Source organism: Klebsiella planticola, assembly GCF_000783935.2.
In the GTDB taxonomy this organism is placed as follows: Bacteria; Pseudomonadota; Gammaproteobacteria; order Enterobacterales; family Enterobacteriaceae; genus Klebsiella; species Klebsiella planticola.
The window spans coordinates 3,506,131-3,520,687 of sequence record NZ_CP026047.1 but is presented as its reverse complement, the minus strand read 5'-3'; the positions used below and the strand labels follow the sequence as shown (position 1 = coordinate 3,520,687).

Genomic DNA, 14,557 nt, shown 5'->3' with positions numbered 1-14,557 from the left:
TTTAAACTTCGCGAACCAGCAGCGTCAGCACTTCGTAGTGGGCGGTGTGGGGGAACATATCAAACAGCTGCACCCGCTCAACCCGATAGCCCGGCAGCCGCGCAATATCTTTCGCCATCGTCTGCGCGTTACAGCTGGAGTAGATAATAAAGGGCGGCGCCATACGACTTAAATAGTCGCACAGCTCGCGGCCGATACCGCGGCGTGGCGGGTTGACCAGCACCAGGTCAGGAATCTCTCCCTCAGCGGTGGCAAACTGCGTCGAGTCCAGCGCCTGAAAATGGAGGTTGGTCAGGCCCAGTTCGGCGGCAGACTGCTTCGCGCTGGCGATCGCCTCCGGCGCAATCTCAATCCCGGTCAGGCGCATTTCCGGCGTGGCGCAGTGCAGGCCAAAGCCCCCCACTCCGCAGAACAGGTCCCACATATGATTGACCGGCAGCTGGCGTACCCAATCGCGGGCGGTCGCATACAGCTGACTGGCAACGGCAGGATTCGTTTGAAAAAAGCTCTGCGGGCGGATCCACAGCGGTACGTCGTTAAAGTTTTCCGCCAGCGCCGCCTGCTCGCTGAGGAGAATCTCCTCTTCGCCTTCCATAATGGCCATATGCACCGGCTGAATATTGGCGGTAATCACCTTCAGCTGCGGCAGCTGCGCCTGCAGCCACGGCAGCGCGGCGCGCAGCTGCGTAAGTTTTGTCGGGGAACGCAGCACAAAACGCAGCATCATGCCGCCGTCGAGCTGGCTTTCCGTCAGCAGCAGATACTTCAGCTCGCCGCGCCTGCGGGCGACGTGATAGGGCGTTAATCCGGCGCGGGCGATAAACGGTTTCAGCACGGCAAAAACCGGCGCAAAACTGGCCGGATAGAGCGGACATTCGGTCAGGTCTTCCGGACTGCCATCGCGGTGCAACATCCCCAGCAGCGGGCGTTCAACGCTGCCGCTGACCACCATTTTAGCTTTGTTGCGAAAACCGGCTTGCGGGCCGGAAACCGGCGCTAACCATGTCGCCACCGGGCTGTCGGCCAACAGCGTTTCGAGATCGGCCATTTTACTGGCGAGCTGTTGTGTTAACGGCCGTTCCAGCCACTGACAAGAGCGACAGCGACCCGCGTCATAGAGTGCGCAGTGCATAAAAAGACCTTCCAGAAATCAGGGGCGGGGATTGTATCACCGTTATTGCAGTCGGAAAAACCGTCGACACGACGCCGGAACAAACAGCAGCGCCAGCACCAGAAAATCGGGCAGTTTTTGCATCACCAGAGAACGCAGAATTTCACGTTTTGACTCGCCGGCAATACTGAACAGCTCCGGATAGCCATACCCCAGCGAGGCCGCCCAGAGATAAGCGGTGACGATAATTTGCGTCAGGAGAAAGATCCAGCGCGCCAGATTACGCCCTTTCACCAGTGAAAATGCGCACCAGATCTCAATAAAGACCAGCAGCAGACTGGAGAGAAACACCAGCGTCAAGGTCCATGTCTGCACGCTACGCTGAATAAACGCCTCTATCCCACCGATACCCAGCTGATTGAGGATCATCAGCAGATCCACGGCACGAATCAAAATAATGGCGAACGCCGCCACCTGCACCAGTGCAGGGACGTTAAGACGCGCATGCGATGAACGAGTTTTTGTAAACAGTCCCAACGGAAACGTCTTCCATGAAAACGGCGTCGCACCATCGCGACGCCGATACCAGTTTTACCGTAGATTTTAGGGGCTTCAGCTCCGTCTTGCACGCTGGATATCGCGCACCCGCTGCTTTTCTGCGCGCGCCATCAAATACCAGGCGATAAAACCAACAATCCCCACGACGCCGAGGATTAAGGTTGCCAGGGCGTTGATTTCCGGGTTGACCCCCATACGCACGCTGGAGAAGACCAGCATCGGCAAGGTGGTGGCTCCCGGGCCGGAAACAAAGCTGGCGATGACCAGATCGTCCAGTGATAAGGTAAACGCCAGCAGCCAGCCGGAGATCACCGCCGGCATGATCATCGGCAGCGTAATGATGAAAAAGACCTTCAGCGGCGGCGCGCCTAAATCCATCGCCGCCTCCTCAATAGAGTGGTCCAGTTCACGCAGTCGCGACGAGATCACCACCGCCACGTAGGCGGTACAGAAAGTCACGTGCGCCAGCCAGATGGTCAACATGCCGCGATCCGACGGCCAGCCGATGGCGTGCCCGAGCGCGACAAACAGCAGCAGCAGCGATAGCCCGGTAATGACATCCGGCATTACCAGCGGCGCCGTAATCATAAAGGCAAAGCCGTTTGATCCCCGAAAGCGACCAAAGCGCACCATCACCACCGCGGCAATCGTCCCCAGAATCGCCGCCGCCGTCGCCGCACAGGTGGCGATGGTCAGACTCAGCCCGACGGCGCTCATCATCGCATCATCATGGAACAACTCGCTGTACCAGCGTGTCGACCAACCCGCCCATACCGTCACCAGCTTCGAGCTGTTGAATGAGTAAATCACCAGCATTAGCATCGGCGCATATAAAAAGGTAAAGCCGAGCACGAGGATTAAAATTCGCCACGGCGAACGGACTACCGGCAAATCGTTCATCCATGATCCCCCATCTGTTTTTGCTGATGTTTATGGAACCACATAATCGGCACGATCAGCAGGAGCAGCATCACGATGGCCACCGCTGAAGCGACCGGCCAGTCGCGGTTATTAAAGAACTCCTGCCACAGGACCCGCCCGATCATAATGCTGTCCGGACCGCCCAGCAGTTCCGGGATCACGAACTCCCCAACCGCCGGGATGAAAACCAGCATTGAACCGGCGATAATCCCGCCTTTGGTCAACGGGACGATCACCTGGAAGAAGGTTTTCAGCGGCCGGGCGCCCAGATCTAAAGAGGCCTCGACCAGCGAGTAGTCGATACGCGTCAGCGCGGTATAGATCGGCAGCACCATAAACGGCAGATAGGCGTACACAATACCGATATAGACCGCCAGATTGGTATGCAGGATCTCCAGCGGCTGATCGATAACCCCGAGCCAGATCAGGAAGTTATTCAGCACGCCATTGCTTTTCAACAGCCCCATCCACGCATAGACGCGGATCAGGAATGAGGTCCACGATGGCAGGATCACCAGCAGCAGCAGGATATTTCGCGTTGACGGTTTACTGTGCGCCACCGCCCATGCCAGCGGATAGCCCAGCAGCAGGCAGCAGAAGGTTGAGATCCCCGCCACCTGCAGCGACTGCAGATAGGCTTCAAAATAGAGCGGATCGTCGGTCAGCTGCAGGAAGTTGCCGAGATTCAAGGTGAGCGTGAGCTGGCCGTCCGCCCACTCCCACAGATCGGTGTAGGGCGGGATCGCCCGCGCCATCTCCGCGAGGCTGATTTTAAACACGATCAGGAACGGCAGCAGAAACAGCAAGATCAGCCACAAATACGGCAGCGCGATTACCAGCTTGCGGCCATGCGCCATCTGCAACCGGGTGAGCCATTGGGCAAAACCGCCGGTTTTTTTCACCCCGGCCGGTGGTTCTAATGCACTCATCGCCCTCTCCTTACACCGTCAGAACAACGCAGCTGTCGGCATCCCAGCACAAACGCACTTCATCACCCCAGGTTGGCGTGCCCTTACGGTGGCGGTGTTCGTTCTGTAGCTGGGCGCTGATCATCTGCCCGCTTTGCAGCCGCACGTGGTAGATAGACAGGTCGCCGAGGTAGGCGATATAGATCACCTCTCCTACCGCAAAGTTGTAGCCATCCGCCGGCGGCTCATCGCAGAGCATAATTTTTTCCGGGCGCAGAGCGACCCACACCGGCACATTGTCAATCACGGAGGCATCAGGATCGACCTTCAGCGGGTGCGTCAGCCCCGGTGAACTCAGCACCAGACCATCTTCCAGACGATCTTTTACTACCCCTTCAAACACGTTGACCGAGCCGATAAATTCCGCACTGTAGCGGGTTGTCGGATGCTCGTAGATCTCCTCCGGCTCGCCGATTTGCACGAACTTCCCGCGGTTCATAATGGCGATACGTCCCGCCATGGTCATCGCCTCTTCCTGATCGTGGGTCACCATGACGCAGGTCGCCCCCACGCGCTCGAGGATATCCACCACTTCCAGCTGCATACGATCGCGGAGCTTTTTATCCAGCGCGCCCATCGGCTCATCAAGCAGCAGCAGCTTTGGTCGTTTCGCCAGGCTACGGGCCAGCGCCACGCGCTGCCGCTGACCGCCGGAAAGCTGATGCGGTTTGCGTTTAGCGAACTCCTGCATATGCACCAGCGCCAGCATCTCCTGCACCCGGCTGGCGATTTCGGCTTTCGGCAGCTTGTCCTGCTTCAGACCAAAGGCAATGTTCTGCTCCACCGTCATATGGGGGAACAGGGCGTAGGACTGAAACATCATATTGATCGGCCGCTGGTAGGGCGGCACGCGCGACAGGTCAACGCCATCGAGCATAATTTGCCCGGCCGTCGGCTCCTCAAAGCCGGCCAGCATACGCAGCAGCGTCGATTTTCCACAGCCGGATGCGCCCAGCAGGGCGAAGATTTCACCTTTATAAATCGTGAGGTTGACGTCATCGACGGCGTGCTGCCCGTCGAAAGACTTCGTCAGATTACGGATTTCCAGCAGCGGGGTCAGCGCTTTGGGGGTTTTCGCTTGTGGGCGGGGAATTGCGTCGTTCACTCAGGTGCTCTCCGGCAAAAAACTACCACCGTATGGCCCGGTTGCCATACATTGAACTTTACAGTGCAGGTGCACCATCCTGGTGCATGTATTCGCTGCACTTTAATCCGTTTGTTGCCCGACCACGCGGAGAAACCACCCGGCCGGGTCAGACCTTTCAGGCCCGGTGAACCGGGCCATCAGGTTTTATTTCCCGCTTTTGACTTTCGTCCACGCCCGCGTACGTACGCGGTCGATTTTCGGATCCTGCACCTTCAGGGTGAACAGTTTGGCGAACACATCGGCCGGCGGGTAGATAGCCGGGTTATTACGGATGGTTTCGCTCACCAGCGGCGTAGAGGCTTTGTTGCCGTTAGCGTAGTACACCTGATCGCTGATTTTGGCGATCACTTCCGGGCGCATCAGATAGTTAAGGAACTGATAAGCCTCATCTTTGTTTTTCGCATCCGCCGGCATCGCGAAGACATCAAAGAACGCCAGCGCCCCCTCTTTGGGAATGAAGTAGGAGACGTTCACGCCGTTCTTCGCTTCTTTTGCCCGGTTCGCCGCCTGCCAGACATCGCCAGCCCAGCCGATGGCGACGCAGATATCGCCGTTAGCAAGATCGTTAATATATTGCGAGGAGTGGAAGTAGCGGATATTCGGCCGCAGTTTCAGCAGCAGGTCGGTCGCCGGACCGGTGTAATCATCGGCTTTTGTACTGTTCGGATCTTTGCCCAGATAGTTCAGGACGGTGGCAAAAATCTCTTCCGGCGCATCGAGGAAGGAGACGCCGCAGCTTTTCAGTTTTTCAAGGTTCTCCGGCTTAAGCACCAGATCCCAGCTATTCAGCGGCGCATCTTTACCGAGCACGGCTTTCACTTTATCGACGTTATAGCCAATGCCGGTGGTCGCCCACAGGTACGGCATCGCGTACTTGTTATCCGGGTCGTGTTTGGCGACCAGCTTGAGGACTTCCGGGTCAAGATTCTTCCAGTTTGGCAGCTTGCTTTTGTCCAGCGGCTGGAAGACGCCTGCCGCCAGCTGACGTTCGAGGAAGCTGGCGGACGGGACCACCAGGTCAAAGCCGGTGCTGCCCGCCATTAATTTGCCTTCCAGTACTTCGTTGGAGTCAAAAACGTCGTACACCACTTTAATACCGGTCTCTTTTTCAAAATTTGCCACCGTATCCGGCGCAATATAATCAGACCAGTTATAAACATGCAGGGTTTTTTGTTCAGCGGCGAGTGAACCGGCAGAGACGGCCATCAACGCACCCGTAACCAGACCTGTTAACCATTTTTTACCAAAGGCGGTCATATCTCTTTTTCCTTCTCAATGCCCGTTAACAAGCGGGCTTAATATACGCACTTGTCTGCATGCAATAATCATGCATATTTTCTCATTGCCTAAGAAAAGGAGAGAGGACCTCTCCCGGAATGGTTGCCCGCAACTGGAAGCATCGTCAGAATAACTGTAGCCAGAATAAGAGGCTATAGCCCAGGTAAAATAACGCCTTTTATCAATTTTTTATGCAATAACGGTCTACGTGATAAGCCAAAAGCGGCTGAATGGCGGTGAAAAATTCTTGAAGGAAAGGTTAAATGCAGAATAAAAGCACGTAATACGCAGCCGCTATGGCAGTGGCTGCGCTATTCATCGGCAGGTTTAGTGAAGAAAATGGTGCTGAATATCTTCAGCGACGTACTCTTCTTCTTCGGCTTTATAGAGCACCTGGTTGGCTGCCGCTTCGAGGATAACCATAGAAATCTGCTCTTCGCTCTGGCGGAAGAACCAGCCAAACTGTTCGACGGTAATGCCGACGCCGACGGAAAGCGCCTGACACACCACCAGTTTGGGCAGATTGTCATCCTGAATATCGAGGAAGGCTTTGACGGTCAACGAACTGGCGTTAATTGCCGAAAGATCCGCGGAAAGTCCGAGCAGCGCCGAAGGCTTCACTTCAGCCAGGGCGGAAAAGAGCACGACGTTATCCACCAGATCGAGCTTCGCATCAAAAATGCCGTCGAAATTCTGCATATGCGGCAGATGCAAGGCCTGGCAGGAATCACACTCAAAGAAGTTGATACCTAACTCATCGAGCCAGTGACGTAGCGTATCCAGACCCGGAACGACCAGTGAATCCATATGACCTGTGACCTCTTACTGTAGAAAAACGACGCCATAGCTTACGCAAAAAACGCCGCGCATACCATGAAAGTGTCGCCCGCGCCGGTTATCCGCCCATTTTCAGACAAAATTCTGGCGTGGCCTGACGCTCAATCCAGGCGATCATACGCCCGGCAATATCAATTCCGGTGGTCGTTTCAATGCCTTCCAGACCCGGAGAGGCGTTCACCTCCATGACCAGCGGTCCACGGGTCGCGCGAAGGATATCCACCCCGGCGACATCCAGCCCCAGGGTTTGCGCCGCCCTGATGGCCATCTCACGTTCCTGATCGCTGATCGTGGCCACCGTCGCCACACCGCCGCGGTGCAGGTTAGAGCGGAAATCGCCCTCTTTCGCCCGCCGCTCGATCGCCGCCACCACTTCATTACCCACGACCAGGCAGCGTACATCCCGCCCTTTCGCCTCGGCGATATACTCCTGAACCAGAATATGCGCGTTCAGGCCGCGGAAAGCGTCGATCACGCTCTCTGCCGCCTGGCGGGTCTCCGCCAGCACCACGCCGATGCCCTGCGTCCCTTCCACCAGTTTGACCACCAGCGGCGCGCCGCCGACCATGGCAATCAGGTCGCTGGTATCGTCCGGAGAGTGCGCAATACCGGTCAGCGGCAGATCGATCCCCTGCCGCGCCAGCAGCTGCAACGAGCGCAGCTTGTCACGGGCGCGGGTTATCGCCACCGATTCATTGAGCGGATAGCTGCCGAGCAGTTCAAACTGACGAAGGGCGGCGGTCCCGTAATAGGTAATTGCGGAACCAATGCGTGGGATCACGGCATCGAAATGCGGGAGCTGGCGTCCCTTATAGTGAATCGATGAGGCCACCGGACTCACGTTCATATAGCAGGAAAGCGGATCGAGAATTTCCACCTGGTGGCCGCGTTTTTGCGCGGCTTCGCGCAGGCGACGACATGAATAAAGCGTTCCATCCCGGGATAATATAGCAATTTTCACCCTGCACCTCTGCAACAAGGCCCGCTCCGGCGGGCCTGCAATATGTTAATTGCGCCACGACCGCCCGGTGCACCAAATGGCGGGGCGGAAAGCAGGCAGCAGTGTACACGCAATCAGCGCGTTGCCCACCCCTGCTTATGCAGATAGTCGAGAATAAACGGGCGACTTTCTTTAATGATAGTGCGCCGAATATGGTCGCTCCAGGTATCACGGCGGGTGTTGCTGCCGCGCGACAGGTAGTACTGCGCCATCTGCTCATCATATTGTGCCAGCACCGCCTCATCCACCGGCTGGTACGCATTTTCATGCACCAGCAGCGCCGCAGGCATGCGCGGCTTCACCCCCGGGTTATCGGCGGGCCATCCCAGGCACAAGCCAAACAGCGGCAGGACGTGCTGCGGCAGCTTCAGCAGTTCGGTCACCCCTTCAATACTATTGCGGATCCCGCCGATATAGACGCCGCCGAGGCCCAGGGATTCGGCGGCAACCAGCGCATTTTGCGCCATCATTGCGGTATCCACCGACCCCAGCAGCAGCTGTTCGGCCAGCCCCAGCTGGGCGTCCGGACAGATTTGCAGGAGGCGGTTAAAGTCGGCGCAAAATACCCAGAACTCCGCCGCGCGCGCAACGTGCTGCTGGCCGCCGCTCATCGTGACCAGCTGCGCACGAAGCTGAGGATCGGTGACGCGAATAATGGAGCTGCATTGTAAAAAGCTCGAGCTTGAGGCCCCCTGCGCACTGGCGATGATAGCTTCGCGCTGTTCGTCGCCGATCGGCGCATCGGTAAAGTGGCGGATGGAACGGTGGCTACGCAGCAGATCAATGGTCGGCGTCATCTTGTTTTTCTCTGTCTGGTGAAGAAGTTGGTTTTGGAGTGTGAGTCAGCTGTGGCGCGACGATCCTGGCCATTCGCCACATTAATGCTATCGCTGCCGGGAGCATCAGCAGGATCCCGGAAAAAATCATCAGCATCGCCGCCGTCGGGCTGGAAAACGGCGCCGGCAGCTGCAGGTACTGATTGAGCGAGAGCCAGGCGAGGGTCAACAGCACAATCCCGATGATCTCTACCAGCAGAACGCTTTTTGGCAAAACGGCAGGCGATCGCATAGCTCTGCTCTCCTCCAGTCAATATTATTCGCGCGCTCCGCAGGCTAATCGCGCGCGGCCGACACAGTATAATGATTTAACCACGAAGACATTTATCAAACATAGCCTTAAACCATCGAAGAAAAAGGCAGAACCTTCTTTTCCTCGCCGGCATAACGCGTCATCATAGCTGCCATTCGCCATCCGGCTGAGATTTAAGGAGAGAAAGTATGTTTACCGTTATTTTTGGTCGCCCTGGTTGCCCGTATTGTGTTCGCGCTAAAGAACTGGCAGAGAAACTGACCAATGAACGCGATGACTTCAACTACCGCTACGTTGATATTCACGCCGAAGGCATCAGCAAGAGCGACCTGGAAAAGACCGTAGGCAAACCGGTTGAGACCGTTCCGCAGATTTTTGTCGATCAAAAACATATCGGCGGCTGCACCGATTTTGAAGCCTGGGCGAAAGAGAATCTCGGTCTGTTTGCCTGAGCCGACTCATTCCTCTGACGAATGATTGCGTCTGGTATCCAGCCAGGCGCAGATAAACAGAAAGCACAGCGCACCCAGCGCACACCAGAATACCGCGCTAAACAGCCACGCCAGTTGTTGCCAGAAGGTACGCTGAGCCGCAAAAAAAATCCGCATGATCAGCAGACAGACGGGAGTCGCCAGAATCGCCCCCACCAGCGGCTGGATGACGCGTCGCCCCGGAGAGAGGCAGCTGGCGGCCGCACCGGGCAGCAAAAAGTAGAGCAGTCCAACCTCAGGATTACCGGTAGCCCGAAAGACGCCTTTCATATGCAGTAACAACAATAAACACACTACGATAAACAGAAAGAACCCACAGGTAATACCCACCCAGGCACGCTCAGATTTCACAATATCCTCCTGATTCTGCTTCTAACCCACTTCACTTCGTCCAGTCAGATAAAGCATTCCGGCAATCCATGCCAATTTAGCTCCCCATCGGCGTAAAAACGATTGTGACTAGCCGCAGCATCCAGGAAGGATTAAACTACCGGCTCTGTTTTTACTGGTTATAACGGGATGCCAGAACAGGGTTCGGGACAACGCGAACACTGGACCAACCTTAGACCAAATAACCATTTCCTTCAACAACTTACTAGTAAATGAGAAGTTGGCTTTCGTGAATATAAACGTCGCAGATTTGTTAAACGGGAATTACATCCTGTTATTATTCGTTGTACTTGCCCTGGGGCTTTGTCTCGGGAAACTTCGTCTCGGGTCAGTACAACTTGGTAATTCTATTGGCGTTTTAGTGGTTTCATTATTATTAGGTCAGCAGCATTTCAGTATTAACACTGATGCGCTAAATCTGGGCTTTATGCTGTTTATTTTTTGCGTTGGCGTGGAAGCGGGTCCCAACTTTTTTTCTATTTTTTTCCGCGACGGAAAAAACTATCTGATGCTCGCCCTGGTGATGGTCGGCAGCGCGATGTTGCTGGCGATGGGGCTGGGAAAACTGTTCGGCTGGGACATCGGTCTGACCGCCGGGATGCTCGCAGGTGCGATGACATCAACGCCGGTGCTGGTCGGTGCGGGGGATACGCTACGGCACTTTGGCCTGCCCAGCGATCGGCTGGCGCTCTCCCTCGACCACCTGAGTCTGGGCTACGCCCTGACCTATCTGATTGGTCTCGTCAGTCTGATCGTCGGCGCGCGCTATATGCCGAAGCTGCAGCATCAGGATCTGCAAACCAGCGCCCAGCAGATTGCGCGTGAACGCGGGCTCGATACCGACTCCAAACGTAAAGTCTACCTGCCGGTGATCCGGGCCTATCGCGTCGGCCCGGAGCTGGTCGCCTGGGCTGACGGTAAAAATCTGCGCGAGCTGGGGATTTACCGGCAAACCGGCTGCTACATTGAGCGTATTCGCCGTAACGGTATTCTGGCGAACCCGGATGGCGATGCCGTCCTGCAGATGGGCGATGATATCGCGCTGGTGGGTTACCCGGACGCCCATGCCCGCCTTGATCCCAGCTTCCGTAACGGCAAAGAGGTCTTCGACCGCGATCTGCTGGATATGCGCATCGTCACCGAAGAGATCGTGGTGAAAAACCACAACGCCGTAGGCCGCCGTCTGGCGCAGCTGAAGCTGACCGATCACGGCTGCTTCTTAAACCGCGTCATCCGCAGCCAGATTGAAATGCCGATCGACGATAACGTGGTGCTCAACAAAGGCGATGTGTTACAGGTCAGCGGCGATGCGCGACGCGTCAAAACCGTTGCCGACCGCATCGGCTTTATCTCCATTCACAGCCAGGTGACCGACCTGCTTGCCTTCTGCGCCTTCTTTATCGTCGGGCTGATGATCGGCATGATCACCTTCCAGTTCAGCTCTTTCAGCTTTGGCATCGGTAACGCGGCGGGGCTGCTGTTTGCCGGGATTATGCTCGGTTTCCTGCGCGCCAACCACCCGACCTTCGGCTATATTCCGCAGGGCGCGCTGAATATGGTGAAAGAGTTCGGCCTGATGGTCTTTATGGCCGGGGTCGGTCTGAGCGCCGGCGCCGGGATTGGTCACGGCCTGGGCGCCATCGGTGGCCAGATGCTGGCGGCGGGTCTTATCGTCAGCCTGGTGCCGGTGGTAATTTGCTTCTTGTTTGGCGCCTATGTACTGCGTATGAACCGCGCGATGTTGTTTGGCGCCATGATGGGGGCGCGCACCTGCGCTCCGGCGATGGAAATTATCAGCGACACCGCGCGCAGCAACATTCCGGCGCTGGGCTACGCGGGCACCTATGCGATTGCCAATGTGCTGCTGACCCTGGCAGGGACGCTGATTGTCATCATCTGGCCAGGGCTACAGTAAATATTTAAGAAAAAAATGGATAGAGGCAGAACTTTTCTCTTGGGCATCAGTCATAAGTAGTGCCACTGCTTTTCTTTGATGTCCCCATTTTGTGGAGCCCATCAACCCCGCCATTTTGGTTCAAGGTTGATGGGTTTTTTGTTGCCTGAATTTTATCATCTTTAAAATTATTCAGTGACAACCGCCGGGTGCTGCCATTGGCGATAGCACGGCGACCACCGCCACATCAGCCGGACATCCTCCCGGGACCGTGCTCCTCACCCCACCATTTCTGCTGTACCAGTCCTCACGAATGCGTTGCCCTCCCCTTAACCACCAGGTGATGTACACTGGTACGCCGGGTGAAGCGCCAGAGTTGCACGCGTCATCAGCCAGGAACAGGGCGATCCGTTCGCGACTCCTCCCGCTTGCCCCACAGGTCAAATCATACCAATAAGGAATGTTTACCACAGGAGATGTTGATGCCCGCTTTCCCCTCTGACTTTACGATGTTTGTTTCTGAGTTCTCCGGCGCACCGCTGAGCACGACTGTCGCTGCCCTGACCGTTCTCGCCTTTCTGTTCCAGCCAGTGCGAAAAGCAGTCAATGGGATTTTCAAATATAAAAAAGGCCACAGCATCGTGTTAAAGAATGCAGGGGTGCCCCCCTTCATTTTGAACTTCTTTGCCATCTCCATCCCATTGAAAAAACTGCCCTCGACAGGCAGGCCCGAGAAATTAATCACCCTCTTGTTCTCAGCTATTTTTGGATGGTCTTTGTGGTATTTTGTCCCACCGCTTATACAAACGATTACCGCCCCGCCAGACACGGCACTGTTGATTTGGAAAAAGTCAGGCGATCGCTTTTATGTTTCTAAAACAACCGCAACGGAGGCCACGGTGCTGGCGGCACCTCGATGGACCGTCTCAGCAAACGACTGTCAAGCCAATACAGCCCCGCCGAAAAACACCGCCAGCGTCCTGGACCGCGAATACCGTCATGATCTTTGCCGCTTGCTGACAACAGCCGAAGGCAAGGAGTATTTAGAAGAATCAATAAAAAACTTCAATAAAGAAATAATGATCACTTACTCATTCATTTTTATTATTGAATTTATGCTGCTATGGCTGATGTCGGGATTCTGGTTAATGATTCACTACACCAATAAAGTCAGGCGCTTTATTTTGCTTGAACAACAAAAAGCGATTCATTGCGTCCAGGGCAACTTCGCACCGACAGGTATTTACGCCATCTATCAGGAGCTGGCGGAGAGGGACGCTCGCAGGCCCCGGCGGTAACGGCATTCTCCGTCGCATTGGCATCCTCCCGGTTATTGCGCATACTTTGACGAGTTCAGTCCGGTGAGAGGGAAAGGCGATGCTGGTAAAAGATAAAGTTGCCGCCATCTTCGGCGGCAGCGGTGCGATAGGCTCCGCCGTGGCGCATGCTATGGCGCGCGAGGGGGCGCGAGTCTACCTCGGCGCGCGTGATCGGCAGAAGCTGGATCGGGTGGCGGGCGAAATTCGGGCGGCGGGCGGCAGGGCCGAAACCTTTATCGTTGATCTCCTCGACGAACGATCGACCGCCGATCGGATAGCGCAGCTGACGCAGCAGAGCGACGGGCTCGACATCGTCGTCAATGCCACCGGCTTCGTCCATAATCAGGGCAAGGAAATCACGACGCTATCCCTCGCCGAGTTTATGCAGGGCATCACCCCGTTCCTGGCGGCCCAGTTCAACCTGGCGAAAGCCGTTACCCCCTATATGGGCGGCGCTCGCCCGGGCGCCATTATCACCGTCGTTGCTCCGGCGGCAACAATGGCCATGCCGGGCCACCTGGGCCATATCGTCGGCTGTGCGGGTAGCGAAGCTTTTATCAAAGCGCTCGCCAGCGAACTGGGGCCGAAGAATATCCGCGTCCTCGGCGTACGCTCGCACGCCATTACCGGCGCGGTGGAGGCCGGCTCTTACACTGCGGAAGTCTTTGCTGCAAAAGCGCAGGCGATGGGATTAACGGTCGAACAGTGGGTTGGCGGCGCAGCACACAGCACTATGCTCAAACGCTTGCCGACGCTGACGCAGGTGGCCGATGTCATCACCTTTCTGGCATCCGATCGTGCCGACGCCATGACGGCAACGGTGGTTAATATGACGGCCGGCGCCACGACCGGCGGATAATCCTCAGGCAGGGCAATATCTCTGCGCGCAGCGCTTTAGCGGGCTACTCCCCCTCTCCGGCCAGGCGTCCGACCATCAGGCGGATAGCCTGCTTTGAGAGCGGCGCGCTATCGGTGACAAAATGCAGGGTCATTCCCTCGATAAACGCATCCAGCCCGCGAGCCGTAGCCGGCTCAAACCACTGCTCCAGCGTTTGCTGACTGCGCCGCATCCAGTGCTGCATCACCGCCTTCAGCGCCGGCTGGCTGCTGCAAAACGCATACAGCTGATACATCAACTCCATATTTCGCGCGGTCGTCACCTGGGCGCTGAAGATCAGCTCGGCAATCGCATCGCAGGCCTCTTCACGGCTGCTGACCGAGGTAAAAAACTGCTGGTACTGTACGGACATATCGCGGGTAAAAATGCGAAACGCCTCTTCTATCAACGCTTCAATACCGCTGAAATAGTAGGTCAGCGAGCCTAGCGGAACCTCCGCGCAGCTGGCAATTTTACGATGGGTGACCGCGTGAATCCCGTGGGTGGCAATGGTATCCAGCGTGGCCTGTAAAATGCGCTCCCGGCGCTGCGGATCGTTCGGTCGACGGGCCATATCTTTCCTCTTAGTCGCTGTCATGCGCATGCTATCGGCAGCAATGTCGCGCTCCCAGGCGCCCGGTTCTTGTCCGAATACGCATTCTGAAGAATATGTACAA

General features: G+C 56.3%; 16 protein-coding genes. 4 read left to right on the top strand and 12 right to left on the bottom strand.

The annotated features are described in order from the left end of the window. Position 1 precedes the first annotated feature (1 nt). From rlmC to MC50_RS16930, 10 genes are all read right to left on the bottom strand, one after another. Entirely contained in the window at positions 2 to 1,132 is a 1,131-nt protein-coding gene (gene rlmC, locus MC50_RS16975; protein ID WP_047664465.1) for a 23S rRNA (uracil(747)-C(5))-methyltransferase RlmC, read from the bottom strand. 42 nt (positions 1,133 to 1,174) lie between these two features. Further along, positions 1,175 to 1,648, bottom strand: coding sequence for a YbjO family protein (locus tag MC50_RS16970; RefSeq protein WP_032688666.1), 474 nt, complete (start codon positions 1,646 to 1,648; stop codon positions 1,175 to 1,177). A 75-nt stretch (positions 1,649 to 1,723) separates the two neighbouring features. Continuing rightward, positions 1,724 to 2,569, bottom strand: coding sequence for a putrescine ABC transporter permease PotI (gene potI / locus MC50_RS16965; RefSeq protein WP_004859959.1), 846 nt, complete (start codon positions 2,567 to 2,569; stop codon positions 1,724 to 1,726). Then, positions 2,566 to 3,519, bottom strand: coding sequence for a putrescine ABC transporter permease PotH (potH, locus tag MC50_RS16960; protein ID WP_032688667.1), 954 nt, complete (start codon positions 3,517 to 3,519; stop codon positions 2,566 to 2,568). The genes potI and potH overlap by 4 nt, the downstream gene beginning before the upstream one ends. A gap of 10 nt (positions 3,520 to 3,529) precedes the next feature. Next, positions 3,530 to 4,663 (bottom strand): putrescine ABC transporter ATP-binding subunit PotG, encoded by a 1,134-nt coding sequence (gene potG / locus MC50_RS16955; protein WP_032688668.1) that lies wholly within the window; start codon positions 4,661 to 4,663, stop codon positions 3,530 to 3,532. Between the two features lie 186 nt (positions 4,664 to 4,849). After that, entirely contained in the window at positions 4,850 to 5,962 is a 1,113-nt protein-coding gene (gene potF, locus MC50_RS16950; protein ID WP_004859954.1) for a spermidine/putrescine ABC transporter substrate-binding protein PotF, read from the bottom strand. A gap of 348 nt (positions 5,963 to 6,310) precedes the next feature. Further along, positions 6,311 to 6,790, bottom strand: a complete 480-nt coding sequence (locus MC50_RS16945) for a type III secretion system chaperone family protein (protein WP_004859952.1) — start codon at positions 6,788 to 6,790, stop codon at positions 6,311 to 6,313. A gap of 88 nt (positions 6,791 to 6,878) precedes the next feature. Then, a complete protein-coding gene (gene rimK, locus MC50_RS16940) occupies positions 6,879 to 7,781 on the bottom strand; it encodes a 30S ribosomal protein S6--L-glutamate ligase (RefSeq protein WP_004859950.1) in 903 nt (300 codons plus the stop codon). Positions 7,782 to 7,894: 113 nt separating this feature from the next. Further along, a complete protein-coding gene (nfsA, locus tag MC50_RS16935) occupies positions 7,895 to 8,617 on the bottom strand; it encodes an oxygen-insensitive NADPH nitroreductase (protein WP_047664462.1) in 723 nt (240 codons plus the stop codon). Next, on the bottom strand, positions 8,601 to 8,888 hold the full coding sequence (locus tag MC50_RS16930) for a YbjC family protein (protein WP_032688670.1): 288 nt from the start codon (positions 8,886 to 8,888) through the stop codon (positions 8,601 to 8,603). The genes nfsA and MC50_RS16930 overlap by 17 nt, the downstream gene beginning before the upstream one ends. Before the next feature lie 209 nt (positions 8,889 to 9,097). Here MC50_RS16930 and MC50_RS16925 point away from each other — a divergent pair, with 209 nt between their 5' ends. Beyond that, positions 9,098 to 9,361 carry a GrxA family glutaredoxin gene (locus MC50_RS16925; protein ID WP_004859945.1) on the top strand — a complete coding sequence of 88 codons (264 nt, stop codon included), beginning with the start codon at positions 9,098 to 9,100 and terminating at the stop codon, positions 9,359 to 9,361. A gap of 6 nt (positions 9,362 to 9,367) precedes the next feature. On the opposite strand, the gene MC50_RS16920 is transcribed toward MC50_RS16925, so the two are convergent. Next, positions 9,368 to 9,751 carry an inner membrane protein YbjM gene (locus MC50_RS16920; protein WP_032688671.1) on the bottom strand — a complete coding sequence of 128 codons (384 nt, stop codon included), beginning with the start codon at positions 9,749 to 9,751 and terminating at the stop codon, positions 9,368 to 9,370. A gap of 268 nt (positions 9,752 to 10,019) precedes the next feature. Here MC50_RS16920 and MC50_RS16915 point away from each other — a divergent pair, with 268 nt between their 5' ends. The 3 genes from MC50_RS16915 (at position 10,020) to MC50_RS16905 (ending at position 13,862) form a co-directional block, all read left to right on the top strand. Then, positions 10,020 to 11,705: an aspartate:alanine antiporter gene (locus tag MC50_RS16915; RefSeq protein WP_004859941.1), complete on the top strand. Its 1,686-nt coding sequence runs from the start codon at positions 10,020 to 10,022 to the stop codon at positions 11,703 to 11,705. Positions 11,706 to 12,166: 461 nt separating this feature from the next. Then, positions 12,167 to 12,982, top strand: a complete 816-nt coding sequence (locus MC50_RS16910; protein ID WP_032700496.1) for a DUF6216 family protein — start codon at positions 12,167 to 12,169, stop codon at positions 12,980 to 12,982. Positions 12,983 to 13,061: 79 nt separating this feature from the next. Further along, a complete protein-coding gene (locus MC50_RS16905) occupies positions 13,062 to 13,862 on the top strand; it encodes an SDR family NAD(P)-dependent oxidoreductase (protein ID WP_032700497.1) in 801 nt (266 codons plus the stop codon). Between the two features lie 43 nt (positions 13,863 to 13,905). Here MC50_RS16905 and MC50_RS16900 read toward each other — a convergent pair whose 3' ends face one another. Beyond that, entirely contained in the window at positions 13,906 to 14,454 is a 549-nt protein-coding gene (locus tag MC50_RS16900) for a TetR/AcrR family transcriptional regulator (protein WP_032697664.1), read from the bottom strand. Positions 14,455 to 14,557: the final 103 nt, after the last annotated feature.

Bases quoted from the DNA above. Each gene is read 5' to 3' on its own strand.
- MC50_RS16905 (WP_032700497.1), top strand. From the start codon at position 13,062: ATGCTGGTAAAAGATAAAGTTGCCGCCATCTTCGGCGGCAGCGGTGCG.
- potI (WP_004859959.1), bottom strand. From the start codon at position 2,569: ATGAACGATTTGCCGGTAGTCCGTTCGCCGTGGCGAATTTTAATCCTC.
- MC50_RS16945 (WP_004859952.1), bottom strand. From the start codon at position 6,790: ATGGATTCACTGGTCGTTCCGGGTCTGGATACGCTACGTCACTGGCTC.
- MC50_RS16930 (WP_032688670.1), bottom strand. From the start codon at position 8,888: ATGCGATCGCCTGCCGTTTTGCCAAAAAGCGTTCTGCTGGTAGAGATC.
- MC50_RS16925 (WP_004859945.1), top strand. From the start codon at position 9,098: ATGTTTACCGTTATTTTTGGTCGCCCTGGTTGCCCGTATTGTGTTCGC.
- MC50_RS16900 (WP_032697664.1), bottom strand. From the start codon at position 14,454: ATGGCCCGTCGACCGAACGATCCGCAGCGCCGGGAGCGCATTTTACAG.
- potF (WP_004859954.1), bottom strand. From the start codon at position 5,962: ATGACCGCCTTTGGTAAAAAATGGTTAACAGGTCTGGTTACGGGTGCG.
- nfsA (WP_047664462.1), bottom strand. From the start codon at position 8,617: ATGACGCCGACCATTGATCTGCTGCGTAGCCACCGTTCCATCCGCCAC.
- potH (WP_032688667.1), bottom strand. From the start codon at position 3,519: ATGAGTGCATTAGAACCACCGGCCGGGGTGAAAAAAACCGGCGGTTTT.
- rlmC (WP_047664465.1), bottom strand. From the start codon at position 1,132: ATGCACTGCGCACTCTATGACGCGGGTCGCTGTCGCTCTTGTCAGTGG.
- MC50_RS16910 (WP_032700496.1), top strand. From the start codon at position 12,167: ATGCCCGCTTTCCCCTCTGACTTTACGATGTTTGTTTCTGAGTTCTCC.